General features: G+C 42.2%; 18 protein-coding genes, 2 tRNA genes, 3 rRNA genes and 1 pseudogene. 22 read left to right on the top strand and 2 right to left on the bottom strand.

What is annotated here, in order from left to right:
* The first annotated feature begins 66 nt into the window (after window positions 1–66).
* From DDV21_RS09810 to DDV21_RS09730, 17 genes are all read left to right on the top strand, one after another.
* Window positions 67–498: an Rrf2 family transcriptional regulator gene (locus DDV21_RS09810; protein WP_116878460.1), complete on the top strand. Its 432-nt coding sequence runs from the start codon at window positions 67–69 to the stop codon at window positions 496–498.
* A gap of 83 nt (window positions 499–581) precedes the next feature.
* Complete coding sequence (locus tag DDV21_RS09805) at window positions 582–1,580, top strand: NADP-dependent oxidoreductase (RefSeq protein ID WP_116878461.1); 999 nt, start codon at window positions 582–584, stop codon at window positions 1,578–1,580.
* 18 nt (window positions 1,581–1,598) lie between these two features.
* Window positions 1,599–2,435 carry an alpha/beta fold hydrolase gene (locus tag DDV21_RS09800; RefSeq protein ID WP_116878462.1) on the top strand — a complete coding sequence of 279 codons (837 nt, stop codon included), beginning with the start codon at window positions 1,599–1,601 and terminating at the stop codon, window positions 2,433–2,435.
* 1 nt (window position 2,436) lies between these two features.
* On the top strand, window positions 2,437–3,300 hold the full coding sequence (locus DDV21_RS09795; protein WP_116878463.1) for an SDR family NAD(P)-dependent oxidoreductase: 864 nt from the start codon (window positions 2,437–2,439) through the stop codon (window positions 3,298–3,300).
* A gap of 399 nt (window positions 3,301–3,699) precedes the next feature.
* Window positions 3,700–5,256: ribosomal RNA gene (locus DDV21_RS09790) — 16S ribosomal RNA — on the top strand.
* 72 nt (window positions 5,257–5,328) lie between these two features.
* Window positions 5,329–5,401, top strand: a tRNA-Ala gene (locus tag DDV21_RS09785).
* A 204-nt stretch (window positions 5,402–5,605) separates the two neighbouring features.
* Window positions 5,606–8,505: ribosomal RNA gene (locus DDV21_RS09780) — 23S ribosomal RNA — on the top strand.
* Between the two features lie 58 nt (window positions 8,506–8,563).
* A 5S ribosomal RNA gene (gene rrf / locus DDV21_RS09775) occupies window positions 8,564–8,678 on the top strand.
* The 16S, 23S and 5S rRNA genes sit together here with 2 tRNA genes alongside, the layout of an rRNA operon.
* A 5-nt stretch (window positions 8,679–8,683) precedes the next feature.
* Window positions 8,684–8,757 (top strand) — tRNA-Asn (locus DDV21_RS09770).
* Window positions 8,758–9,031: 274 nt separating this feature from the next.
* Window positions 9,032–10,165 (top strand): amidohydrolase, encoded by a 1,134-nt coding sequence (locus DDV21_RS09765; RefSeq protein WP_116879059.1) that lies wholly within the window; start codon window positions 9,032–9,034, stop codon window positions 10,163–10,165.
* A 35-nt stretch (window positions 10,166–10,200) separates the two neighbouring features.
* Window positions 10,201–11,778, top strand: a complete 1,578-nt coding sequence (locus tag DDV21_RS09760; protein WP_116879060.1) for an ABC transporter substrate-binding protein — start codon at window positions 10,201–10,203, stop codon at window positions 11,776–11,778.
* A gap of 59 nt (window positions 11,779–11,837) precedes the next feature.
* Window positions 11,838–12,797 carry an ABC transporter permease gene (locus DDV21_RS09755; RefSeq protein ID WP_116879058.1) on the top strand — a complete coding sequence of 320 codons (960 nt, stop codon included), beginning with the start codon at window positions 11,838–11,840 and terminating at the stop codon, window positions 12,795–12,797.
* Window positions 12,794–13,627 (top strand): ABC transporter permease, encoded by an 834-nt coding sequence (locus DDV21_RS09750; RefSeq protein WP_116879057.1) that lies wholly within the window; start codon window positions 12,794–12,796, stop codon window positions 13,625–13,627. The genes DDV21_RS09755 and DDV21_RS09750 overlap by 4 nt, the downstream gene beginning before the upstream one ends.
* Window position 13,628: 1 nt before the next feature.
* Window positions 13,629–14,492, top strand: a complete 864-nt coding sequence (locus tag DDV21_RS09745; RefSeq protein ID WP_116879056.1) for an ABC transporter ATP-binding protein — start codon at window positions 13,629–13,631, stop codon at window positions 14,490–14,492.
* Between the two features lies 1 nt (window position 14,493).
* The gene (locus DDV21_RS09740; protein ID WP_116879055.1) at window positions 14,494–15,402 is read left to right on the top strand and encodes an ATP-binding cassette domain-containing protein; all 909 of its coding nucleotides are present in this window, start codon (window positions 14,494–14,496) and stop codon (window positions 15,400–15,402) included.
* Window positions 15,395–16,099 (top strand): gamma-glutamyl-gamma-aminobutyrate hydrolase family protein, encoded by a 705-nt coding sequence (locus tag DDV21_RS09735; RefSeq protein ID WP_116879054.1) that lies wholly within the window; start codon window positions 15,395–15,397, stop codon window positions 16,097–16,099. Before DDV21_RS09740 ends, DDV21_RS09735 begins: the two co-directional genes overlap by 8 nt.
* 223 nt (window positions 16,100–16,322) lie before the next feature.
* Window positions 16,323–16,556: a hypothetical protein gene (locus DDV21_RS09730; protein WP_116879053.1), complete on the top strand. Its 234-nt coding sequence runs from the start codon at window positions 16,323–16,325 to the stop codon at window positions 16,554–16,556.
* Window positions 16,557–17,164: 608 nt separating this feature from the next.
* Here DDV21_RS09730 and pepV read toward each other — a convergent pair.
* Complete coding sequence (gene pepV / locus DDV21_RS09725; protein ID WP_116879052.1) at window positions 17,165–18,565, bottom strand: dipeptidase PepV; 1,401 nt, start codon at window positions 18,563–18,565, stop codon at window positions 17,165–17,167.
* A gap of 172 nt (window positions 18,566–18,737) precedes the next feature.
* Between pepV and DDV21_RS09720 the strand changes: the two genes are divergently transcribed.
* The 4 genes from DDV21_RS09720 to DDV21_RS09705 are packed head-to-tail and all read left to right on the top strand — an operon-like array spanning window position 18,738 to window position 21,188.
* Entirely contained in the window at window positions 18,738–19,592 is an 855-nt protein-coding gene (locus tag DDV21_RS09720; RefSeq protein ID WP_116879051.1) for a transporter substrate-binding domain-containing protein, read from the top strand.
* 9 nt (window positions 19,593–19,601) lie between these two features.
* Window positions 19,602–20,087 (top strand): GNAT family N-acetyltransferase, encoded by a 486-nt coding sequence (locus DDV21_RS09715; RefSeq protein ID WP_116879050.1) that lies wholly within the window; start codon window positions 19,602–19,604, stop codon window positions 20,085–20,087.
* 1 nt (window position 20,088) lies between these two features.
* A complete protein-coding gene (locus tag DDV21_RS09710; protein WP_116879049.1) occupies window positions 20,089–20,235 on the top strand; it encodes a ribosome-binding factor A in 147 nt (48 codons plus the stop codon).
* The gene (locus DDV21_RS09705) at window positions 20,232–21,188 is read left to right on the top strand and encodes a glutathione S-transferase family protein (RefSeq protein ID WP_116879048.1); all 957 of its coding nucleotides are present in this window, start codon (window positions 20,232–20,234) and stop codon (window positions 21,186–21,188) included. The genes DDV21_RS09710 and DDV21_RS09705 overlap by 4 nt, the downstream gene beginning before the upstream one ends.
* A 133-nt stretch (window positions 21,189–21,321) precedes the next feature.
* Here the strand turns inward: DDV21_RS09705 and DDV21_RS09700 are convergent.
* Window positions 21,322–22,517 (bottom strand): annotated as a pseudogene (locus DDV21_RS09700) (IS110 family RNA-guided transposase).
* 413 nt (window positions 22,518–22,930) lie between these two features.
* On the opposite strand from DDV21_RS09700, the gene DDV21_RS09695 reads away from it, so the two are divergent.
* Window positions 22,931–23,974 carry a glutathione S-transferase C-terminal domain-containing protein gene (locus tag DDV21_RS09695; protein WP_116878340.1) on the top strand — a complete coding sequence of 348 codons (1,044 nt, stop codon included), beginning with the start codon at window positions 22,931–22,933 and terminating at the stop codon, window positions 23,972–23,974.
* The last annotated feature ends 10 nt before the right edge of the window (window positions 23,975–23,984 follow it).

Below are 23,984 nucleotides of genomic sequence, written 5' to 3'. Positions count from 1 at the left end.
AAAGAGCACAGCACTTTTTCATTCAGTGTTGTGCCTTGAGTGAAACGAAAGGAATGAATTATAACTATGGACACAAAATTTTCTGTCGCTCTGCATATCTTAACCATGGTTAGTGAAAGTAAAGAGACACTGAGCTCTCAGGCTTTAGCAGAAAGCGTCGGGACCAATGCAAGCTATATTCGGAAAGTTATTGCTCTTTTGAAAAATGCTGGCCTAATGACTTCTCATCAGGGACGAACTGGTTATCAGCTGAGCAAACCGCCTAAGGAAATTTCTCTACTAGAGATTTATTATGCGACTCAGGAAATTGATCATATCAGCCTCTTTCAAGTTCATCAAAACACCAACAAAGAATGTCCTGTTGGTAAGCATATGGAAGGCGCTATGGTTCCCATTTTCTCAAGTGTGGAAAAACAGCTGGAGGAGGTCTTAGCGAAGCAAACACTGAATCATGTGATTAACAACCTTTATCTAACAGCTCAGAAAAGCCGAATCTGACTATAGATGCTACAGTCAGATTTTCTTAAAAACAACATAGACTTGTAAACGATACAAATACAAACAAAAAGGAAAGAGAAAAAATGAGAGCAGCACAACACACAACTTACAATAAAAGCAAGATTGCACTGAATCTAACAGAAATTGCCAAGCCAAAAATTTCAGGCAGCCAAGTCTTGATTAAGGTAAGGGCAGCTGGTGTTAACCCTTTAGATAATATGATTTCTCGCGGAGAAGTCAAGATGATTGTCCCTTATAAGCTGCCGCAGACTGCCGGTAATGAAGTTGTTGGTTTAATAGAGGAAGTCGGTTCAAGTGTGACGAAATTTGCAGTCGGCGATCGTGTCTTTGGCCGTTTGCCCTTGGATAATATAGGAGCCTTTGCCGAGTATGTGGCGGTAGATAGCCAAGCACTTGCTAAGGTGCCAGACTATTTAACTGATGCAGAGGCTGCAGCTGTTCCTCTCACAGCTTTGACCATTATGCAGGCTCTTGACTTAATGGAAGCGCGAGCCGGCAAGACGATCTTCATCTCAGGCGGCACAGGGGGTGTAGGTGGAATGGCTATTCCGATTGCCAAGGCCAAGGGACTGACCGTTATTACTAACGGTGATGGGTCCAATGCGGAGCGGATCATGGCACTTGGAGCAAACCAGTTTATTGATTACAAAAAAGAAGACTATACCAAAATTCTTACAGAAATTGACTATGTTTTAGATACTCTCGGCGGAGCTGAGACTGAGAAGCAAATGTCCATCATGAAAAAAGGCGGCCGGTTAGTATCGCTTCGTGCTATGCCAAATGGAGCCTTTGCTAAGCGGATGCATCTGCCAAAATACAAACAGCTCCTATTTGCTTCAGCTGGGCGTAAATTTGATCAAATGGCTTCCAAATACGGTGTTCATTACTATTTCATTTTTGTAGAAAGCAATGGTCAGCAGCTCCAAGAAGTTGCAGACATTTTCAGTGAACTCCAGATTAAGCCATCTATTGATACTATTTATCCATTTGAAGAAGTCAATGCAGCGCTTGATAAAGTGGCTAACGGCCGTTCTCGTGGGAAAACGGTTCTCCGTTTCTAAGCTTATTAAGGAGAAAAAATGTCTTATATCACAAGTAAAAATCAGTATATAATGGTTGCGGGCAATCAAATTGCCTATAGGGAATTAGGGAAAGGAAAGTCAGAAATTCCTTTGGTCATGCTGGTCCATCTTGCAGCAACCTTGGATAATTGGGATCCCAAATTATTAGACTTATTAGCTGAGAAACAGCAGATCATTGTTCTAGATTTACCTGGAGTGGGAGCCAGTCAAGGTAAGGTGGCTCCGAGCATTCCTGGAATGGCAGAACAGGCTATCGCTATCGTGCAGAAACTGGGATACAAAAGGATTAACCTGCTTGGATTATCCATGGGCGGAATGATTGCTCAGGAAATAGTCCGTACTAATAACAGTTTGGTTAACCGTCTGATATTAGCAGGGACAGGACCTCGTGGGGGGAAGGAAATAGATAAGGTGACAGGAAAGACTTTTCGCTATATGCTAAAAGCAGGTCTGCAAGGTGTCGATCCCAAGCGCTATATTTTCTATAATCATGATAAAGAAGGCGGACTCGAAGCAGAGCGAGTTTTAAGCCGTATGGCTACAAGAAAAACAGAGGCTGAAGATGAAAAAATGACCGTTACAGGCTTTCTGACACAGTTGAGGGCTATTAAACGCTGGGGGAAAGCAGCACAAGATGATCTGAACTACATCGGCCAGCCAACTCTGATTGTTAATGGCGATAAGGATATGCAGGTGCCGACAGAAAATTCTTATGATATGCACCAAAAGATTGCAAATAGCCAATTGATTATTTATCCTAAGGCAGGGCACGGTTCTATTTTTCAATATGCAGACGAGTTTTCAAAGGCATTGTCAGTCTTTTTGGAGGAGTAGCATGGCAAAAACAATTTTAATTACAGGCTCTACAGACGGTATCGGTAAACATTTGGCTTTAAAATTAGCCAGTGAAGGTCATGAGATCATCCTCCATGGGCGAAATAGTGAAAAGCTGGCCACCGCACTCCGAGACGTCAAATCGTCCTCTCCAAACAGCCGTGTTTCGGCTTACTTGGCTGACTTTTCCAGCATGACGGATGTTTATCGCTTTGTCAGAGAGATTAAAAATCATTTTACACAAATTGATATCTTGATTAACAATGCAGGGCTGCATTCAGGAGCAGAGCGTTTGGCTACAGCAGAAAACATTGAAATCACTTTTATGCTATCTGTCATGGTGCCTTACATCTTGACAAAAGAACTCCAGCTGCTTCTTGAACATTCGAACGGAGGCCGCATTATCAATACTTCCTCTTACATGCATCATTTTGCGGAGCCCCAAGGACTTGATTTTGGATTTGAAAAGAAATACAGTCCTAAACTGGCCTACGATACCTCTAAGCTGTATACAATTTGGCTGACACGGTATCAGGCACGTCAGTTTCATTTACAAGGTTCAAAAACTACTATTAACGCCTACCATCCAGGTTTAATCGCCACGAATTTAGTTAAAGGTTCAAAAGGTGATAAAAAGACAAAGGACTCCGAAACAAGCAAACTTTTGTCTAAGGCCAAAGGATTGGATGAAGGAATTAAGACAGGTTATTTTCTGGCGCTTTCTCCTGAAGTATCTGACCTAAGCGGAGCCTACTTCGATGACATGAAACTGGCGCCTGTTTCTGAAAAAGGGTTTTCGTTTGAGAAAGCTAAACAGCTGATCGATTACTGTGATCAAAAAATAGCTATGTTTAACAGCAATTGATCAAGTACCAGCTTTCAGTTCTTACTGCTAATAAAAGGTCTGTCCTCTGTCTCTTGTAGTGAGTCAGAAGATTTTTTGCCTGTAGCTGTCAAAAAGCAAAAAACCTCTTGACAAGAAAGAAGGAGAGATGCTATACTAATGAAGCTGTCAGAGGGGGAAGGGTTTCTGTAGGCCCAATCTTTCTTTAAGAGGCTTTTGATATGTGATGAGCGTGAAAAAAAGTCCAAAAGGTTCTTGACAGCCGAGTCGGGATTTGCTAGAATAAAGGAGTTGGTCTCGCAGGAGGACATGGCCTTTGAAAACTGAATAAAAACCAAGACGTGCGGGTTAAGGAATTAACCTGTCAAAAAAAAGAATCTGTCAGCGGACAGAAAAGACGAGCAAGAACAAGCTCATATTAGTGATGAGAGTTTGATCCTGGCTCAGGACGAACGCTGGCGGCGTGCCTAATACATGCAAGTGGAACGCTTCTTTCTTACCGAGTGCTTGCACTCACAAGGAAGAGGAGTCGCGAACGGGTGAGTAACGCGTAGGTAACCTGTCTTTAAGAGGGGGATAACTATTGGAAACGATAGCTAATACCGCATATTTTTCTCAGACGCCTGTTTGAGGGAAGAAAGGGGCAAGAGCTCCGCTTAGAGGTGGACCTGCGTTGTATTAGCTAGTTGGTAGGGTAAAGGCCTACCAAGGCGACGATACATAGCCGGCCTGAGAGGGTGAACGGCCACACTGGGACTGAGACACGGCCCAGACTCCTACGGGAGGCAGCAGTAGGGAATCTTCGGCAATGGGGGGAACCCTGACCGAGCAACGCCGCGTGAGTGAAGAAGGAATTCGTTTCGTAAAGCTCTGTTGTAAGTGAAGAACGTGCTTGAGAGTGGAAAGTTCAGGCAGTGACGGTAACTTACGAGGAAGGGACGGCTAACTACGTGCCAGCAGCCGCGGTAATACGTAGGTCCCGAGCGTTGTCCGGAATTATTGGGCGTAAAGGGAGCGCAGGCGGTTTTGTAAGTCAGAAGTCAAAGGCATTGGCTTAACCAATGTATGCTATTGAAACTGCAGGACTTGAGTGCAGAAGGGGAGAGTGGAATTCCATGTGTAGCGGTGAAATGCGTAGATATATGGAGGAACACCGGCGGCGAAAGCGGCTCTCTGGTCTGTTACTGACGCTGAGGCTCGAAAGCGTGGGGAGCAAACAGGATTAGATACCCTGGTAGTCCACGCCGTAAACGCTGAGTGCTAGGTGTTAGGCCCTATCCGGGGCTTAGTGCCGGAGCCAACGCAATAAGCACTCCGCCTGGGGAGTACGACCGCAAGGTTGAAACTCAAAGGAATTGACGGGGGCCCGCACAAGCGGTGGAGCATGTGGTTTAATTCGAAGCAACGCGAAGAACCTTACCAGGTCTTGACATCCCTCTGCTAGGTCTAGAGATAGACTTTTCCTTCGGGACAGAGGAGACAGGTGGTGCATGGTTGTCGTCAGCTCGTGTCGTGAGATGTTGGGTTAAGTCCCGCAACGAGCGCAACCCTTATGGTTAGTTGCCATCATTCAGTTGGGCCCTCTAGCCAGACTGCCGGTAATAAACCGGAGGAAGGTGGGGATGACGTCAAATCATCATGCCCCTTATGACCTGGGCTACACACGTGCTACAATGGCTGGTACAACGAGTTGCGAGTCGGTGACGGCAAGCTAATCTCTGAAAGCCAGTCTCAGTTCGGATTGGAGGCTGCAACTCGCCTCCATGAAGTCGGAATCGCTAGTAATCGCGGATCAGCACGCCGCGGTGAATACGTTCCCGGGCCTTGTACACACCGCCCGTCACACCACGAGAGTTTGTAACACCCGAAGTCGGTGAGGTAACCTAATGGAGCCAGCCGCCGAAGGTGGGATAGATGATTGGGGTGAAGTCGTAACAAGGTAGCCGTATCGGAAGGTGCGGCTGGATCACCTCCTTTCTAAGGAAAAGAAGTCGCAAGACTTTAGAACGGATACGTCAGAGGTTTTTATTCAGTTTTGAGAGGTCATGTGGGGCCTTAGCTCAGCTGGGAGAGCGCCTGCTTTGCACGCAGGAGGTCAGCGGTTCGATCCCGCTAGGCTCCATTATCTAGGGGAACCTAGATAAAGAGATAGGACGTATGCCGCCTCATGCGCAAGTCGCAGGGGGATGGTTCTATGCTTTAGTCCATTGAAAATTGAATACCTCAACCACATTTATGATGGCAGGTCAGAGAGAGGTCTGTGCCTGCCATGATAGAACATAAAAAGAAACCGAAACGCTGAAAGAAGACCGAAGAGAGAAAATAAGGTTAAGTTAGTAAGGGCGCACGGTGGATGCCTAGGCACTAGGAGCCGAAGAAGGACGTGACAAACAACGAAATGCTTTGGGGAGCTGTAAGTAAGCGAGGATCCAGAGATGTCCGAATGGGGGAACCCACCAGCTAGAGGCTGGTATCCCACACGATAGCGTGTGAGGAAGGAAGACGCGGTGAACTGAAACATCTCAGTAGCTGCAGGAAGAGAAAGCAATAGCGATTGCCTGAGTAGCGGCGAGCGAAAGGGCAGGAGGGCAAACCGGAGTGTTTACACTTCGGGGTTGAAGGACTGCCGTCAGGTTACATAGAGCTATAGAAGAATTATCTGGGAAGATAAGCCAGAGAGAGTAAGAGCCTCGTATTTGAAATAGTTATATATAACCGGCAGTATCCTGAGTACGTCGGGACACGAGGAATCCCGACGGAATCTGGGAGGCCCATCTCCCAACCCTAAATACTCCCTAGTGACCGATAGTGAACCAGTACCGTGAGGGAAAGGTGAAAAGAACCCCGGAAGGGGAGTGAAATAGCCCCTGAAACCGTGTGCTTACAAGAAGTTCGAGCCCGTTAATGGGTGAGAGCGTGCCTTTTGTAGAATGAACCGGCGAGTTATGTTTAGATGCGAGGTTAAGCTGAAGAGGCGGAGCCGCAGGGAAACCGAGTCTGAAGAGGGCGGATGAGTATCTAGATGTAGACCCGAAACCAAGTGACCTACCCATGAGCAGGGTGAAGGTGCGGTAAAGCGCACTGGAGGCCCGCACCAGGGCACGTTGAAAAGTGCTTGGATGACTTGTGGGTAGCGGAGAAATTCCAAACGAACTTGGAGATAGCTGGTTCTCTCCGAAATAGCTTTAGGGCTAGCGTCGGTGTGAAGGAGTCATGGAGGTAGAGCACTGTTTGGGTAAGGGGTCCTTCCCGGATTACCAAACTCAGATAAACTCCGAATGCCATAGACTTCCGCCCGGCAGTCAGACTGCGAGTGCTAAGATCCGTAGTCGAAAGGGAAACAGCCCAGACCACCAGCTAAGGTCCCCAAATAACTATTAAGTGGAAAAGGATGTGGGGGTGCAGAGACAACTAGGATGTTAGCTTAGAAGCAGCTATTCATTCAAAGAGTGCGTAATAGCTCACTAGTCGAGTGCCCCTGCGCCGAAAATGTACCGGGGCTGAAATAGTTTACCGAAGCTGTGGATACCGCAAGGTATGGTAGGAGAGCGTTCTATGTTCGGCGAAGGTGTACCGTGAGGAGCACTGGAGGGCATAGAAGTGAGAATGCCGGTATGAGTAGCGCAAGACAGGTGAGAATCCTGTCCACCGCAAGACTAAGGTTTCCAGGGGAAGGTTCGTCCGCCCTGGGTTAGTCGGGTCCTAAGGAGAGACCGAAAGGTGTATCCGATGGTCAACAGGTTGATATTCCTGTACTGGTATCAGGAGAGAAGGAGGGACGCAGGAGGCTAGCTCAACCGGACGAATGGAAGAGTCCGGCCAAGCAGTGAGGTGAGTGAAGAGTCAAATGCTTATCACTAATGACACTGAGCTGTTAAGGGGAGCGAAGTTAATAGTAGCGAAGTGAGTGATGTCCCACTGCCAAGAAAAGCTTCTATCGTAGAGAGATACCACCCGTACCGCAAACCGACACAGGTAGTCGAGGCGAGTAGCCTCAGGTGAGCGAGCGAACTCTCGTTAAGGAACTCGGCAAAATGACCCCGTAACTTCGGGAGAAGGGGTGCTGACTAAGGTCAGCCGCAGTGAAGAGGCCCAAGCAACTGTTTATCAAAAACACAGCTCTCTGCGAAATCGCAAGATGATGTATAGGGGGTGACGCCTGCCCGGTGCTGGAAGGTTAAGAGGAGCGCTTAGCGGAAGCGAAGGTGTGAATTGAAGCCCCAGTAAACGGCGGCCGTAACTATAACGGTCCTAAGGTAGCGAAATTCCTTGTCGGGTAAGTTCCGACCCGCACGAAAGGCGTAATGATTTGGGCGCTGTCTCAACGAGAGACTCGGTGAAATTTTAGTACCTGTGAAGATGCAGGTTACCCGCGACAGGACGGAAAGACCCCATGGAGCTTTACTGCAGTTTGATATTGAGTATCTGTAAGACATGTACAGGATAGGTAGGAGCCAAAGAAGGAGGGACGCCAGTTTCTCTGGAGGCGTTGTTGGGATACTACCCTTGTGTTACGGCTGCTCTAACCCGGTAGGTTATCCCTTACGGAGACAGTGTCTGACGGGCAGTTTGACTGGGGCGGTCGCCTCCTAAAAGGTAACGGAGGCGCCCAAAGGTTCCCTCAGATTGGATGGAAATCAATCATAGCGTGTAAAGGCAGAAGGGAGCTTGACTGCGAGACATACAGGTCGAGCAGGGACGAAAGTCGGGCTTAGTGATCCGGTGGCACCGTATGGAAGGGCCATCGCTCAACGGATAAAAGCTACCCTGGGGATAACAGGCTTATCTCCCCCAAGAGTTCACATCGACGGGGAGGTTTGGCACCTCGATGTCGGCTCGTCGCATCCTGGGGCTGAAGTCGGTCCCAAGGGTTGGGCTGTTCGCCCATTAAAGCGGCACGCGAGCTGGGTTCAGAACGTCGTGAGACAGTTCGGTCCCTATCCGTCGCGGGCGTAGGAAATTTGCGAGGGGCTGCTCCTAGTACGAGAGGACCGGAGTGGACTTACCGCTGGTGTACCAGTTGTTTTGCCAAGGGCACAGCTGGGTAGCTAAGTAGGGGAAGGATAAACGCTGAAAGCATCTAAGTGTGAAGCCTGCCTCAAGATGAGATTTCCCATAACAGTAGGTTATTAAGAGCCCTGAGAGAAGAACAGGTAGATAGGTTAGGAGTGTAAGTAGTGTGAGCTATTAAGCGGACTAATACTAATTGCTCGAGGACTTAACCAAGGCGTAAGGAGAGGGAGAGGTATTCAATTTTGAGTAGACTAGAGGTTTATTCATCGAGTTAAGTGACGCTAGCCTAGGGGATACACCTGTACCCATGCCGACCACAGCAGTTAAGCCCTAGAACGCCGGAAGTAGTTGGGGGATGCCCCTGCGAGATAAGGAAGTCGCTTAACAAAATTCCGCCATAGCTCAGTTGGTAGTAGCGCATGACTGTTAATCATGATGTCGTAGGTTCGAGTCCTACTGGCGGAGTAGATATAGAATTGAAAAGAAGCTGGGACAAGAGTGTCTCAGCTTTTTTTGATATGTAAATCCCAGCTGATTTCTTTTCTGCAAGCAAGAGCCTTCTAGCCAGTTGCACAGAGATAGGAGGAGCATCATCCAGTAGATGATGTTCCTCCTGTTTCTATTTCTCACTGATATCTATAAATTTTAGTTATGCTATGCCATAACTAAAATAAAGTATGCAGGTTCGCAACAAGATGGTAAGATAGTAGCAACCTAAAAGATATGGGAGGACAGAGGATTGTCAGATACTTTTTATCAAAAATTAACGGCTGTTCGTCATTATATTCATCAACATCCGGAAGTTTCTGAAAATGAATATGAAACAACTGCTTATATCAAGGAGCATCTTAGAAATCTTGGTATTAAGCCTTTAGATTATCCGCTTCCAACAGGAGTAATCGCTGAGATTGGCCATGGGGAACCTGTTATTGCTTTGAGGGCTGATATTGACGCCTTGCCCATTCAAGAGAAGACAAATCTTGATTACGCTAGTCATAACGGAGCGATGCACGCATGCGGACACGATTTTCATCAAACAAGTCTACTGGGAGCAGCAGAAGTTTTGAAACAGAAGGAGGCAGAGTTAAAGGGGACTGTACGTCTCATCTTTCAACCAGCAGAAGAAAATTTTCAAGGTGGGCATCAGGTGATTGCTGCTGGAGGTATTGAGGGTGTATCGGCTATTGTTGGTTATCATAATAATCCTCATTTGAAACCAGGTCAGCTTGCTTTACGATCAGGTGCTATTATGGCCGGTGTTGAACAGTTTAAAGTTACTGTCAAAGGTGTTAGTGCACATGCAGCAAGGCCTGATTTGGGTATCGATACTGTTTTAGTTATTACGACAATTGTCAATAATTTACAAAGCATTGTATCAAGGACAGTGTCTCCGTTCCAGTCAGCAGTGTTGTCAGTGACACACATCGATGTTGGCAACACATGGAATGTTCTGCCTGCTAAAGGTTTCTTTGAAGGAACAATCAGGACATTTGACCCTGATATCCGCTTGTCAGTTGTCGATAAGTTTACCAAAATGGTTCAGACTACAGCAGAGCAATTTGGAGCAGACGTTGAGATTGTTTGGGGAAATTCTCCTAGAGTGACCTTTAATGACACAACAATTACACCCTTAATCTTTGAAAATTCTAAGAAGTTTGCTGAGGTTATCGAAACATTGCCATCAACAGGAGGAGAAGATTTCGCGGCTTATCAGGAAAAAATTCCTGGGGTGTTTGCTTTTGTAGGTTCAAACGGGGAGGACGGTGCACCAGACTGGCATCATGATGATTTTATCGTGCGTGATGAAGCTTTGCCAGTTGCTGTTCATTATTTTGTTGAAAGTGCTCTTTATTTATTAGAGTATTATGGTTAATCGTTTTTAGAAAGTAGGAATATATGAAAAGACGGATGAATCAAAAAAGACTTTATATCATTATCGCAACAATTATTGTGGTTATTATAGCAGCAGTAGCTTGGTTTGCTGCTCAAAGCAACACGAGTCAGTCAACAACAGCTTCATCGTCCAAAAACAAGAATTTGACGTATGGAATTGGTGGCGATCCTGTATCGCTTAACCCAATCAATTCAAATGATCTTTGGGGGTTGAAAACTATTAACATGATATATTCTCCGCTGGCTAGAACCAATAACGATGGAACGGTCACTTATGAATTGGCAATCGATATTGAACAATCGGAAGATGGGGAATCCATTATAGTTAAATTGCGTGATGATGTTAAATGGTCAGATGGGGAAGGATTTTCTGCTGATGATGTTGTCTTCACTTACACTGAAAAAGCTAAGAAAGAAAACGGAAAATATGAAAGCCTCTGGATTAGTGATGAACCATTATCCGTTGAAAAACTGGATGATTACACTGTCCAGTTCAACCTTCCAAGTGCTAGCGCTGCTGCGGTGAATAATATTACCAATGAAACTTATATCATCATTCCAGAGCATGTTTATAATGATATTTCTGATTTCTCTGTTAATGATTTGGGTGTTTATCCAACGGTCGGGACCGGTCCTTATGTTTTGGGAAGCTACACATCAGGCAGTGGTCTTAAATTGACAGCCAATAAGTACTACTATGGTGGTGATGTCAATGTTGATACTATTGACGTTAAGATTATTTCTAACTCAGATACACTCAAAGTAGCTCTTCAAAATGGTGAAGTTGATATTGCCTCTATCTCATCAACGGATATTGCTGACTTGGGAAATAGTGATGTGACATCATATACGTATTCAGCGGGTGGTATTAACTACCTTGGCATTAACTCTGAAATTATCACTGATAGCCGTATCCGCCAAGCGGTTTTTTATGCTTTGGATCGTGATGAAATCAATACAGGTGTCTTCGACTCTAAGGATTACTATCTTGAAGCTAAATCATTCTTACCAAGCGACAATGCTTTCTACTATAAGAAAACACCAAGCTACGCACAAAATATTGAAAAAGCTAAAGAACTCTTGGAGGAAGCAGGCGCTTCTGACTTGACCTTTACATTGGCTTACGATTCTTCAAATGATATTTTTGTTAAAGAAGCAGCTATTATTCAAGAAGAACTGTCAGAGATTGGTGTGACTGTTAACCTTGAAGGTGGTGATGGTGATACTATTTTGGCTGAATTGAAGGCTGATGGTACTACCAAATATCCGCTCTTCCTTCGTTCATATAGTATGGGTAACGATCCTGACACTTACAAACGTCTTTTCCAAACTGGCGGTGCTTCAAACTACTTCAAGTTAGCAAACAGCGATATTGATGACTTCTTTGCAGAAGGTGCATCAACACTTGACGAAAACGACCGTAAAGAAGTTTATAATGCGTTACAAACAGAATTGGCTGACCAAGCGGTTATCTACCCGATTTCTTCTGATAAGGGGGTTATTACAGCTAATAACCGCGTGACTGGCGTTGAAACGAAAAATCTATACCCAATTTATACCTTTGGTGATTGGGCTGCATTGGACGTAAAATGATTGATAGTTGGGCTGGGAATAGAGCTGTTCTCAGCCTTTTGGATAATAGGAGAAAAACTATGTGGAAATACATTGGTAAACGACTGTTACAGGCAATTCCCCTGTTGCTTATTATTTCCTTTATTGTCTTTGCCTTAATTCAGATTGCTCCCTTTGATGTCGTGGATACACTAACAACACCTAACATGACACAAGAGCAAATTGATTTATTACGTGAGAAAAATGGTCTCAATGATCCTTTCTTGGTTCAATATGTGCATTGGCTACTCAACGTATTGCGAGGAGACTTTGGAAATTCTTTGATTACACAGTCAAATATTTCGTCAGAATTGGCAGTTAAAATTCCAAATACGTTGATGATTGTCGTACCAGCCTATGTGACTTCTCTCGTTTTAGCTAGTATCTTAGGATTGGTTGCGGCTGCTAATAAAGGACATTTCTGGGATAAATTTGTCAATGCGTTTGCTTCAATCGGTATGGGAACGCCTACTTTCTGGTTTGGGATGCTTTTGATATATCTATTTGGCTATAAGCTCAATTGGTTACCTATTACTGGCATGCATTCAAGTGGACAAGAAGGGAATATGTTAGATTTACTCAAGCATCTTATTTTACCTTATCTAACTTTGATTATTGCCTATTTTCCAGAATTACTGCGTTATATTCGCTCGTCAGCAATTGAACAGGTTGGAGAAGATTATGTGACAGTTCAGCGAGCTTTTCATGCTAATCAGTCAGAGATTTTTAGTCATCATGTTTTGCGGAATATTTGGATTCCCATTGTGACACGCATTGGACAGGCTTTACCGATGTTTGTAACTGGTGCCATTATTACAGAAAATATTTATGGATGGCCTGGTATTGGAACTTATTTGACTAGCGCCACTAGCAATCTTGATTACCCTATCATCATGGCCGTTTTGCTGATTTCATCAAACTTGGTTATTTCAGGTAATCTTTTATCTGATATTCTTTATTTTGTCGTCGATCCTCGTATTAGAAAGGCTGGTGCCAAATGAAAATACAACTTGCTAAAATTTGGCGAGCGATTCTCTCTTCGCGTCTTAATGCTTTCTCTTTCTTTTTTCTTTTGTTTTTGATTATTCTGTCTGTTGCTGCACCGCTATTTCCATTCAGCCCGACGGCAACAGATGTGACAAATGTTTGGCAAGGTCCTAGTTTATCACATTGGTTTGGGACGGATGATTTGGGACGTGATTACTTTATTCGCGTTATCTACGGAGGACGCGTTTCACTCATTGTTGCCATATCAGCTATGCTGGCATCAACTTTTATTGGAACCTTAGTTGGTGTGCTGTCTGGCTATTTTGGCGGTTGGGTGGACAATATTCTCATGCGTCTAGTTGAAATTCTCTCATCAATTCCTTGGTTGGTTCTGGTCATTGTTTTGAGTGTCTTTTTACGACCTAGTTTAACCACGATTATTATTGTTATTGGTGGCTTTTCATGGATGGGGATTTCTCGTCTTATCCGTGCTGAAATACTTTCGGTTAAAAATCGAGAATATGTGGTTTATAGTGAATTTATCGGCGAGAGTAGAACAAAGATTATTTTACGTCATATTATTCCAAATATCTTACCAACATTGATTGTAGCAGCGACTAACAGTATATCGAGCGCCATTATGACGGAATCGGCTTTATCTTTCTTGGGAATGGGAATTCAGCACCCTATGTCATCTTGGGGGAGTTTGCTCCAAAATGCACAAAGTAGCTTACAGCGTGCACCATATATGGCGATTTTACCAGGGTTATTTGTATTATTGACCATTTATTCCATTAACAATTTAAGTGAAGTTTTCAAATCATATATTCAAAGGGAGGTATAAGATGACAGAGGCCATTGTAGATGTAAAAGGTCTGACGGTAACGTACCATCAGAGAGGGCATGAGAATCTTCAGCTAGTTAAGGGCATTGATTTTCAAGTTCCTAAAGGTTCTATTGTCGGTATTATTGGCGAATCAGGTTCAGGTAAAAGTATTTCTATGAAATCAATCATGGGTATCTTGCCAGAAAAAATCGACTCACAGTTTGAAACTTTTACTTTCCAAGGTGAGACAGGTACAGATGCTACCCAACTTCCTATTGCCATGATTTTTCAGGATCCGATGACTTCGCTTAATCCCCTGCGCAAGATTTCTTACCATCTAGCAGAGATTATTTTTAGAAACGACGACGAGATCAGCGATGAAGATGCTGAAAAATTAGCAGTAACTATTTTGACTAAAGTCGGGATCACGGAACCTAAAAAACGTTTGAATCAGTATCCATTTGAATTATCTGGAGGGATGCGTCAACGGATTATGATCGCTATGGCTTTAATGGCGAAACCAGAATTATTGATTGCAGATGAACCCACAACAGCGCTGGACGTAACCATCCAAGCTCAAATTCTTAGTTTACTCAAAAAACTACCGTCGGATACTAATTTATCTATTATTTTAGTTAGCCATGATTTTGGTGTTATTGCTGGTATGTGCGATTATGTCAAGGTGATGTACCAAGGGCGTGTGGTGGAAGAAGGAACTGTGGAAGATATTTTCTATTCGCCGCAGCATACTTATACGAAAAAATTGTTGAAAGCAGCAGACCTAGATAGTGACGATCAAGTGGTCTATAATGATGAACAAGACAACAAAACTTGGTCCTTTATAGAGGTCAATGAGACACATCGCTACTTAGAAGAGGAATGATATGGTTGAAAATATTATTGAGTTGCAAGGAGTTAGCAAGGTTTTTAAAAGTGGAAAACGACAGCGAGATAAGATTTCGGTGACTGCTGTCGACAATCTCAGTCTTTCTATTCGCAAAGGTGAGACCCTAGGTTTGGTTGGAGAATCAGGCTCTGGGAAGACCACTTTGGGGCGCATTATTTTAGGGTTAGAAAGCATTGATAATGGTCAAGTTTTTTTTGAAAGGAAGAGTATTCATGATTTGTCAGCCAAAGAAAAACGTCAGATAGCCAGCCAGCTGCAAATTATTTTTCAAGATCCATACTCTGCTCTCAATCCGCGAATGACTGCGCTGGAGCTGGTTCAAGAACCATTACTGGGACTGCGCAAAGAAGAAGCAAGAGAAAAAGCAGTTGCTATTCTAAGGTTAGTTGGTATTGAGGGGGAGACTGTGCAAAAATTACCACGTGAATTTTCAGGTGGTCAGCGTCAGAGAATTGGTATTGCACGAGCAGTGGTTAATCATCCTGACTTTATCGTCTGTGATGAGCCAACCTCAGCTCTTGACGTGTCTATTCAGTCACAAATTTTAAATTTGCTCAAAGATTTACAAGCAGAATTAAATTTATCTTACTTGTTCATTTCACACGATTTGTCTGTTGTTCGTCATATTTCAGACCGTATTGCAGTACTCTATCGTGGAAAACTGGTGGAAATTGCGCCTGCTGAACATCTCTTTAATCATCCTCAACATCCCTACACCAAATACTTATTAGCAGCAAAACCCGAACTAGATCCTAGATTAGCTAAAGAAAAGCTATTACAAATAGACGATTCTATCCAGAAATTTGATTTGTCTGATGATTATGAATGGCAGCAGTTTGGTGAGGACCACTTTGTTCGTGTAGATAAGGAGGCCAGTCATGCCTAAAGTTCTTATTGGCATTTCAGCAAATGAAAAACCAGTGGTACCTGATTTACCAATCATACATCTTTCGTCATCTCGTAATTTTGCTGACGGTGTAAAAAAAGCAGACGGTTTACCCGTTTATTTGCCAGTCAGTACGGAAGACGAAGCTAAAGATTACATGACTGCTATTGATGCTTTGCTGCTGACGGGTGGGCAGGATGTTCATCCAAGTTTTTATGGTCAAGAACGTCAGACGGAAAAAAATGATTATGACATTAACCGTGATCGTTTTGAATTGGCCTTGATAAAAGAAGCTTTGGCACAACGGAAGCCTATTCTGGCAGTTTGTCGTGGGATGCAGCTCCTAAATGTTGCTTTAGGAGGAACACTTAACCAAGAAATTTCCAGCCATGCACTAGGTTCACCATTGCAGCTTGCCCACCAGATAGAAGCGGTAGAAGGCAGTGACCTATCGCGCCTATTTACCTCTGGCGCATCTGTCAATTCAGTACATCATCAATCCTTAGACAAACTGGGACAAAATTTAGTTGTTACAGCGCGTGATCCACGAGATGGGACGATTGAAGCAGTTGAACTTCCTAATTATCCTTTATTAGCTGTCCAATGGCATCCAGAATTTCTTATTGACCAATCGGTAAGTGACCAATCGCTGTTTGATGATTTGGTTGAAAAAGCTAAAGCCGCTAAACAAGTTTAGTATTACTGTTTCAAAAGTTCTTGCTTTGAGAATTTTAGAAAAGGAATCTACTTTATGAGTTACATCAAACCATTTCAATTTATTGCGCTTTTCGAACAAATTTTTAAGCATCAAATTAATAAAGAACCAGGCAAAGTTGAACAGCAGATTTGTCTTCGATAAAAAATTTGGTGACGGTGTGGGTCAATTGCCAGTGGAAGCCAATTGTTACCATCTAATTTGGATGCCTGGTTGCCCACATTCTAACAAAGCTGTGGTTATCTTGAAATTATTGGATCTTGATCGTGTTATTAGTATTGGAGAGTGTGGTGTATTGCGTGATCCGCGTGGCTGGTTTTTTAGTGAAGATGTCAGTAAGCTGGATTCTGTTCTGAAAATTCATTATCTTGACGATGCTTACCTAAAGGGTGATTCTGATTTTGTTGGACGGTCAACTGTCACCACACATGCGAGCTAGACAAGGAAATGTCTATGGTCTGCTTGGAACAGGACCGGATAATCGTGATTTTTTGAAACCTGCTGGTTGAGAGCATTTGTCCAATAATCCGACATTTATTTTTTTGACACAAGACGAGCAACGCCTGATTTATGCGCATCGCAATGTTCAAGTCGAAATTCAGTTTTTGCAGGATTACCTCATCATTCCCATTAAACTAGCAGGTCAAGCAATTTTTCAAACAGACTTAGACCGCTGATTTCATCAGATTTCAGATGCTTTTGAGCTCATCGATCAACGTTTGGGGGAGTCCTTACTTGGCGATTAGGTATCAAAAGATGATAAATTGCTCTATCAGACTTTGTTGCGCTTTGCTCACATTGATTACTATTTAAGCAAGATCAACTTTGCTAAAAGTTTTGATTACGAACACCTCAAAACTTATGTAACCAAACTTTTCAGTTGCTAGAGATTGCCGATAGCATTGATATTGTGACGGAAAAGAAACCGCTTTTCTATCTTTGTTAGAGGATCGTAACCCCTATCACCTTATTTTTCATGGTCCCAAAAGGTAGCGAAGGTTTTCTCATAATAGACGAAAGAAGCCCAATATAAGCTTCTTTTAGGTTTTAATCGGCTGTCTGACCTTCAGCAGTAGCAATTTGATAAAGGGCATCTAAATAAATTTCTAGCCCTTTAAAGAGGTCGTCAAGTTCGATATACTCGTTAGGTTGGTGCAGCGTTGCTGGTTTACCCAGAAAAACTGGCCCAAAGGTAATACCCCGTTCAAAAATACGACCGTATGTAATACCACCAATCGCTAGTGGTGGTGTTTGGTCACTTGTGTGTTTACGATAGGTTTCTAGGAGGATCTTTGTTTCAGGATCGTCAATATTAGAGTAACTAGGTAACTTATGTGAGATGACAGTAGTAGCTATATTGTGCTGTTTAGCTACTTGACTTAATTTTTGATAATGTATCTCAAAATCATAACTAGCTGGATAACGCAGATTGAGCCCGATTTTAGCCTTGCCTTTCTCAATGGTCACAAAAGCTGTGTTAATAGTCACATTACCCAACTCGTTATCGTTAAAATCTATACCAAAAGACTGACCTGTAAAGTCATCAAAGAGATAGTGATTGATAAATTTTAAAAAATTGTTTGCGGACTCGTCCCAAGTTAAGTTTGTCAAGAAATGGGTGAGATGAAGCACCGCATTGGTTCCGCCAGAGGGACTAGCGGCATGTGCAGAATAACCAAATATCTTCAGATGTTGATAGTCCTCAGTTTTTGCAAAATGTCCTTTGAGTCCGTATTGTTCCAGGAAGGCAGAGAAATCATTTTCTAAGTCTGCGTGATAAACTAATTTGGCACTGGCAAAATCAGGAACCACATTGTAGGCGGAGCCGCTTTTGAACTCTACTAAGTTTTCGGAATGAAGGTCCTTAGTTAAATCAATAGAAATAACACCTTTTTCTGCATAAATCAGAGGGAAGATGCCGTCAGGAACAATTCCATAGTTAGGCATTTCTTCTTTAGTAAAATAATAGTGAACACCTTTCCAATCATTTTCTTCGTCAGTACCATAGATGAGTCGAATGCGTTGATTCCATGTCACTCCTAGATCTTTAAGTATTTTTACGGCATAGTAAGCCAACAGTGCGGGACCTTTATCATCTAAAGCTCCCCGGGCATATAGCCGATCATTCTTAACAGTAGGAATAAAAGGATTGGTCTCCCACTGACTAGGGTCGGCGGGAACAACATCCAGATGACTGAGAATCCCCAGTAATTTATCTCCCTGTCCAATCTCTAAATGACCTGCATAGTGATCAACATCTTTGGCTGTAAAGCCGTCACGCTTGCCCAGCTCTAGAATATAGTCTAAAGCCTCTTGAATAGAAGTTCCAAAGGGAGCATCAGCCGAAGCCGTTTTTAAATTTTTGACGGAAGGAATGCGGAGCAGACCATCTAAATCTGTTAGCAGTTCTTCTTTATAGGGTTTGATAACTTTTGCCCAATTTATCATAAGCGATTGACCTCCTAATAATTTTTTATCATATTACCTTAAAAATAAGAAGAAGACCAGTCTTTGAGCTATTAAAAAAAATTATGAATAGCTATAAAAAAGATAGATTATGCAGACTTATGAGGTGGTGGTAAGATAGTTGTACTTAATAAAACTTTTAGGGGGAATGACAATGAAGAAAAAAGTAAAATGGGTTGTTTCTATTATCGCAGTGGTATTAGTGGGGGTATTGATTTTTAATAAACTGACTAAAAAGACTGGTGAAACCAAGTCCGACTCTAGTGAAAAAAATATAGTTGTTGCGGCAACAAGTGGGTCACCCAAACCATTTACTTACGAGGAAGATGGTGAACTAACTGGACAAAATATTGAATTAATCAAAGCTGTTTTTGAAAAGCTACCTCAGTACAAACTAAAAATCGTCAAAGTTGAATTCTCATCTATATTTTCGGGTCTAACCTCTGGGCGCTATCACATTGCAGTGAATAATTTAGCTAAAAATGAAGAACGTGAAAAGAATTATCTTTTTACAGATCCAATTTTTAAAAATGCTTACGTCGTTATTTTTAAAAACGGTAGTGATAAAACTAAAGCGGCTGATGAATGGTCGGATTTAGCTGGTTTATCGACAGTTGGGTCATCAGGTGTAAATTCAACGACAGCAATTGAAGAATATAATAAAGCGAACCCAGATAGTACGATTGAACTCAATTATTCTTCTGAGGATTTAAAATCACAGCTTGAGGGAGTTGAAAGTGGTAAATATGATTTTCTCGTTATGGATAAACCGATGTTCGAATACTATCAAAAAGAATATAATTTGGATTTAACGGGTAAAACGATTAGCGGAGATTTGTCAACAGCCTTAATGTCTGAACCATACAGTTATTTTGTGGTCGGAAAAGAAGAAACGCAACTAGCAGAGGATATTAATACTGCGCTTAAAGAAATCGTTGAAGACGGAACTTCTAAACAGATTAACGAAAAGTATTTTGATGAAGATTATTCACCAACTTATGATAACTAGGAGATTGTTATGACTTTTAAATATACAATTGAAACAGATTCGGATAAGGTGGATTTTCAACAGGTTGCTGATGTTTTGCATTCAGCAGGGCTTGCTAGCAATACAGATGTGAAGCAAACTGAAAAGTCTTTCCGTAACAGCGATATCACTGTTTATATTAAGGATAGAAATAAAGTGATTGGGGTTGGACGTGCTTTGACCGATTTTGTTTCACAAGGAGCAATTTATAATGTCGCTGTTAATGCGGACTACCAAGGTCAGCATATTGGGCATACAATTATAACAACTCTGTTGGAAAAAATGAAAGGAATTAATATTATCCTCTATACACATCCGCAAACACTGACTTTATATGAGAAATACGGCTTCAGGCGGAGCAAAACAGCTTTTGCTTATTTTGGACATGGAACACCTGAAAGTTTGCAATGGATGGAAGATGAAGGGTTCTTTTTACCGGAAAAATATCGTTTTGATAGTGAGAAAGGACGGTATTAGCATGAAAAAATTTTTAAAATCCCTTTTGATCTACGAAGATGATGCGCGTTCAATGATATATCGCTTAACAAGCCTGCAGGCAAATGGATATTTAGAAGATATTTCATTTCTATTTTTAGAAGAAACAGAAAGCAGGGAAGGGCTATGACGACAGAGTTTGTTAGCAAAGAAGTAGATAATTCAGGACATTTTAAACGCCAAAAAACAAGATTTACAACTCCTTTTGGAAAAGAAGAGGGGCAGTTACCTGTTGAGAAGAACCGTTATAGGTTAATCGTTTCGTATGCTTGTCCTTGGGCACATAGACAGTTAATTGCTTTAAAACTATTAGGGCTGGAAAATGTTATTAGCGTAGGTGTCGTTAATCCTATTCGCCCTGTAGGTGTTAATCGAACAGATTGGGAGTTCAGTTTGGGCGAAAATAAAACAGACCCTGTTCTGGGTGTCCATTATTTAAGCGAATTGTATTTAAAAACTGATTCTTCTTATCAAGGGCGCTTTACTGTTCCAGCCGTGGTAGATTTACAGACAGAAAAAGTCGTTAATAACGACTTTTATCATCTGTTGAAAATTTGGGAAACGGATTGGGCACCATTTCATAGCGATAATGCTCCTGACCTTTATCCAGAGGAATTACGTGATGATATTGATATTTTGAATGACATTATTTTTCATGATATTAACAATGGTGTTTACAAAGCAGGCTTTGCTACGAGTCAAAAAGCTTATGAAGAAGCCTATGATAACTTATTTCAACGGTTGGATGAATTAGAAGAAAGATTAGCACACAGTCGATATCTGCTCGGTGAGCAGGTAACGGATTCTGATATTCGGCTTTACGTGTCTCTGGTACGTTTTGATATTGCCTACTATAATGGTTTTCGCTGTAATCGCAATCGTTTAATTGATTTTTCGAATCTTTGGGGCTATGCGCGTGACCTTTATCAGCAAGAAGCTTTTAAAGAGACAACCAATTTTGACCATATCAAAAAACACTATCACTTAAGTGCTATCGATAATCCCCATCAAATTTTACCCAAAGGTCCCGATTTAAGCATTTGGGATTTGCCGCATGACCGTGCTAGTCGTCACTATATTTAATTAAAGTCTAGTGGTAAAAAGTCAAGCTAAAGTTGAATAAGGTTTAGTTGATTTTCTAGAAAACAGGATGCACAAAAAACACCTAGTGAAAATCGCTTTTTTCACTAGCTTAACCAAGGACTTGTGCCGATAATCACTGATCTTCCATAGGCCTCCTTGGTGGCGTATAGAGTTGGTGGTTGCGTAGTAGCACATCCACCAGACGCACAAATTTTCTAGCGGTTAAGACGATGGCTCTTTTGTGTTGATGTTTAGGTACTTCTTGATACTTCTTCTTGTAAAAGGCTTGATATTCGCTATCCTGTCGTCTCACCGAGTTGGCGGCTTCAACTAAGTCATAACGGAGATAACGATTGCCTCTTTTAACAAGGTCCGTATGTTGAGAGTTAGCGTTTCCAGATTGATTCTGTTTCCAATTCAATCCCGCATATTTAGCGACTTGAGGGTGGTCTTTAAAGCGCTCAATCTGTCCAATTTCAGCGATAATGCCAGCAGCGTACACCTTACCAAGACCAGGTACTGACGTTAAACACTGATATTCAGGAATGACTTCGACCATCTCTTCAATAGCTTTATCCATCTCCTTGATCATTTGTTCAAGATTTCTGATTTCTCGAGCGAGTAAACCAAGAACGACATTGACAGAATCTTGTTGGATTTTAGAGAGACGATAAGAAATTGATAGCTGCTTGAATAGCTTTAGCTAACTTTTCAGGCGCCTTGAAGCGACTTCTCCCTAGCTTCTGGATAAAGTCCGCTAGGTCTTTGAGAGGAACAGTGGCTAATTGTCTAGGGTGTAATCTTCGGTCATCAGGGAGATGATAGTGCTAGACCAGAGATTGGTTGTCAGGTTCTCATTCTTGATTTCAGTAGACAAGGTATTGCACTTATAATAAATGTTTTCAATAAAGTGCTGTTTGGTTCTTGTTAGCTGTTCAATAAGTTGGAGCCTCGTTCTGGTTAGATGTTGGAGCGCCACATATTTCTCCTCTTTGAGAAAAGCTGGTGAGAAGCGCTCAGCTCGGAAATAATCGGCAATGTAGAAGGCATCAATGGTATCATTTTTACTTTCTTCAAAGGCTTCCCGATATTTCTTCATCTTATTGGGTTGTTCCACCATGACTTCAACGTTTAAAGCATTTAAGTCGCTATCTTCGTGGAAGAACATGGCAGGATGAAAACTGTAGAGACTAGTAGCTTCCATGCAATGACGATGCGTTCAAAGGCATGGGTTTCATTGAGCTCAAGAACCTGTTTCTTGATTTCAGAAGCACCAACTAGGTCGTTAGTCAGAGAAGCAGTAAATGGCGTTGAGGTATCACTGAGCATGATACAGGTATCACGTTTTGTAGAGCTAACGTCTAAACCGACAAAACATTTCGTGTGGAAGGTCTCCTTTCAATTGGATTTGGACGTTTTCTTGACGACTGTAAGGTTCCCCAGAAACACCTTGACCCAACAGCCTCGCCTAAGAGAATTCTGAGCACTGGCTCACCTGCCGCCTGTAGCCTACTAGATACAGAAGTGAGCCTAGTGGAAACAGCTAGTGTGTTGGAAGTAGGGACAAGGCTTGGGTAACAGACTTTCCATTGAAGTCTAAGCAACAAGGAGAAAAAGAAACAACCATGAGTCCATTCCATGACTCTATTGTTCTGGAAAACCTTGCAATAGTCAAGTTATAAAAATTGTCAACACTTGGGATTGAAACATCCCCATAAACTTATTTTACGAGGAGAAATATTATGCCAAACTATACAAATCCTAATATCAAACCAGTAGAAATAAAACCCCGCCCTGTTGAAACGAAAACGGAAATTGATGAACGCGGTGCTTTTCAACGTCAACCAAACCATTTTACAAGACCATTTGGAGACGGTAAGGGCGAATTGAAGGCAGAAAAAGGACGCTATCATTTATATTGGGCAAAAGGATGCCACTGGTCGAATCGTGCTTCTATTGTTCGAGAATTATTAGGTTTAGAAGATGCCATTTCTGTTACAATTGTCGGACACGATTACAAAGACCCGGAAAAACGCCGATATGGATGGGATTTTGCTGCTTATGAAAACCAAGTTGATCCAACAACAGGGGCCGAATTCTTGTCTGAATTTTATTATCGTGCCGATCCAGACTATACTGGTCGGACAACCGTACCAGCCCTTGTAGATTTAGAAACTTATACAGTTGCCAATAATGACTATCACCGATTGACCAATTATCTGGAAGTTAATTTTAAACCGTTCCAAAAGGATAATGCACCTGATCTTTACCCAGAAGAGCTGCGTAATGATATTGATAATTTGAACGATAATATCCTTTTTCCATTTGTTAACAATGGCGTTTATCGAATGATGTTTGCCCAGTCTTTGGTTGCTTATGAAGAGGCATTCGATGATTTCTTCACAACTTTAGATGTGCTTGAAAAACGATTGGAGAATAATAGATTTTTGTTTGGTGATTATGTTACAGACAGCGATGTGCGCTTTTTTGTCACTTTAGCACGTTTTGATACACATTACTATCGAAATTTAGGTCCAATTAAGAAGCGAATTTCCGAATACACCAATATTTGGGGCTATGCTCGTGACCTGTATGAAATTCCAGCTTTTAAACACAATACTTATTTTCACGATATTGCGCGTGGTTGGGATACAAAAAAAGAAAAATTATTTGTTGATTTCAACTCACGATTTGCTGATGACATTGATTTCGATGCAATATGGTCAGCACCACAAAAAAGAGAATACCTTTCAAAAACGCCCGAACAAAAATTTCTAATAGGTTGATTTATGGAAA

The organism is Streptococcus chenjunshii, assembly GCF_003086355.1.
Classification (GTDB): Bacteria; Bacillota; Bacilli; order Lactobacillales; family Streptococcaceae; genus Streptococcus; species Streptococcus chenjunshii.
The sequence above is the reverse complement of the archived record's forward strand: the minus strand, read 5'-3'. Positions and strand labels throughout refer to the sequence as shown.

What these genes read in the sequence shown, in the direction of transcription:
- DDV21_RS09800 (WP_116878462.1), top strand. Translation starts at nt 1,599, where the DNA reads ATGTCTTATATCACAAGTAAAAATCAGTATATAATGGTTGCGGGCAAT.
- DDV21_RS09740 (WP_116879055.1), top strand. Translation starts at nt 14,494, where the DNA reads ATGGTTGAAAATATTATTGAGTTGCAAGGAGTTAGCAAGGTTTTTAAA.
- pepV (WP_116879052.1), bottom strand. Translation starts at nt 18,565, where the DNA reads ATGATAAATTGGGCAAAAGTTATCAAACCCTATAAAGAAGAACTGCTA.
- DDV21_RS09760 (WP_116879060.1), top strand. Translation starts at nt 10,201, where the DNA reads ATGAATCAAAAAAGACTTTATATCATTATCGCAACAATTATTGTGGTT.
- DDV21_RS09715 (WP_116879050.1), top strand. Translation starts at nt 19,602, where the DNA reads ATGACTTTTAAATATACAATTGAAACAGATTCGGATAAGGTGGATTTT.
- DDV21_RS09710 (WP_116879049.1), top strand. Translation starts at nt 20,089, where the DNA reads ATGAAAAAATTTTTAAAATCCCTTTTGATCTACGAAGATGATGCGCGT.
- DDV21_RS09810 (WP_116878460.1), top strand. Translation starts at nt 67, where the DNA reads ATGGACACAAAATTTTCTGTCGCTCTGCATATCTTAACCATGGTTAGT.
- DDV21_RS09745 (WP_116879056.1), top strand. Translation starts at nt 13,629, where the DNA reads ATGACAGAGGCCATTGTAGATGTAAAAGGTCTGACGGTAACGTACCAT.
- DDV21_RS09750 (WP_116879057.1), top strand. Translation starts at nt 12,794, where the DNA reads ATGAAAATACAACTTGCTAAAATTTGGCGAGCGATTCTCTCTTCGCGT.
- DDV21_RS09705 (WP_116879048.1), top strand. Translation starts at nt 20,232, where the DNA reads ATGACGACAGAGTTTGTTAGCAAAGAAGTAGATAATTCAGGACATTTT.
- DDV21_RS09695 (WP_116878340.1), top strand. Translation starts at nt 22,931, where the DNA reads ATGCCAAACTATACAAATCCTAATATCAAACCAGTAGAAATAAAACCC.
- DDV21_RS09795 (WP_116878463.1), top strand. Translation starts at nt 2,437, where the DNA reads ATGGCAAAAACAATTTTAATTACAGGCTCTACAGACGGTATCGGTAAA.
- DDV21_RS09755 (WP_116879058.1), top strand. Translation starts at nt 11,838, where the DNA reads ATGTGGAAATACATTGGTAAACGACTGTTACAGGCAATTCCCCTGTTG.
- DDV21_RS09730 (WP_116879053.1), top strand. Translation starts at nt 16,323, where the DNA reads ATGCCTGGTTGCCCACATTCTAACAAAGCTGTGGTTATCTTGAAATTA.
- DDV21_RS09735 (WP_116879054.1), top strand. Translation starts at nt 15,395, where the DNA reads ATGCCTAAAGTTCTTATTGGCATTTCAGCAAATGAAAAACCAGTGGTA.
- DDV21_RS09805 (WP_116878461.1), top strand. Translation starts at nt 582, where the DNA reads ATGAGAGCAGCACAACACACAACTTACAATAAAAGCAAGATTGCACTG.
- DDV21_RS09720 (WP_116879051.1), top strand. Translation starts at nt 18,738, where the DNA reads ATGAAGAAAAAAGTAAAATGGGTTGTTTCTATTATCGCAGTGGTATTA.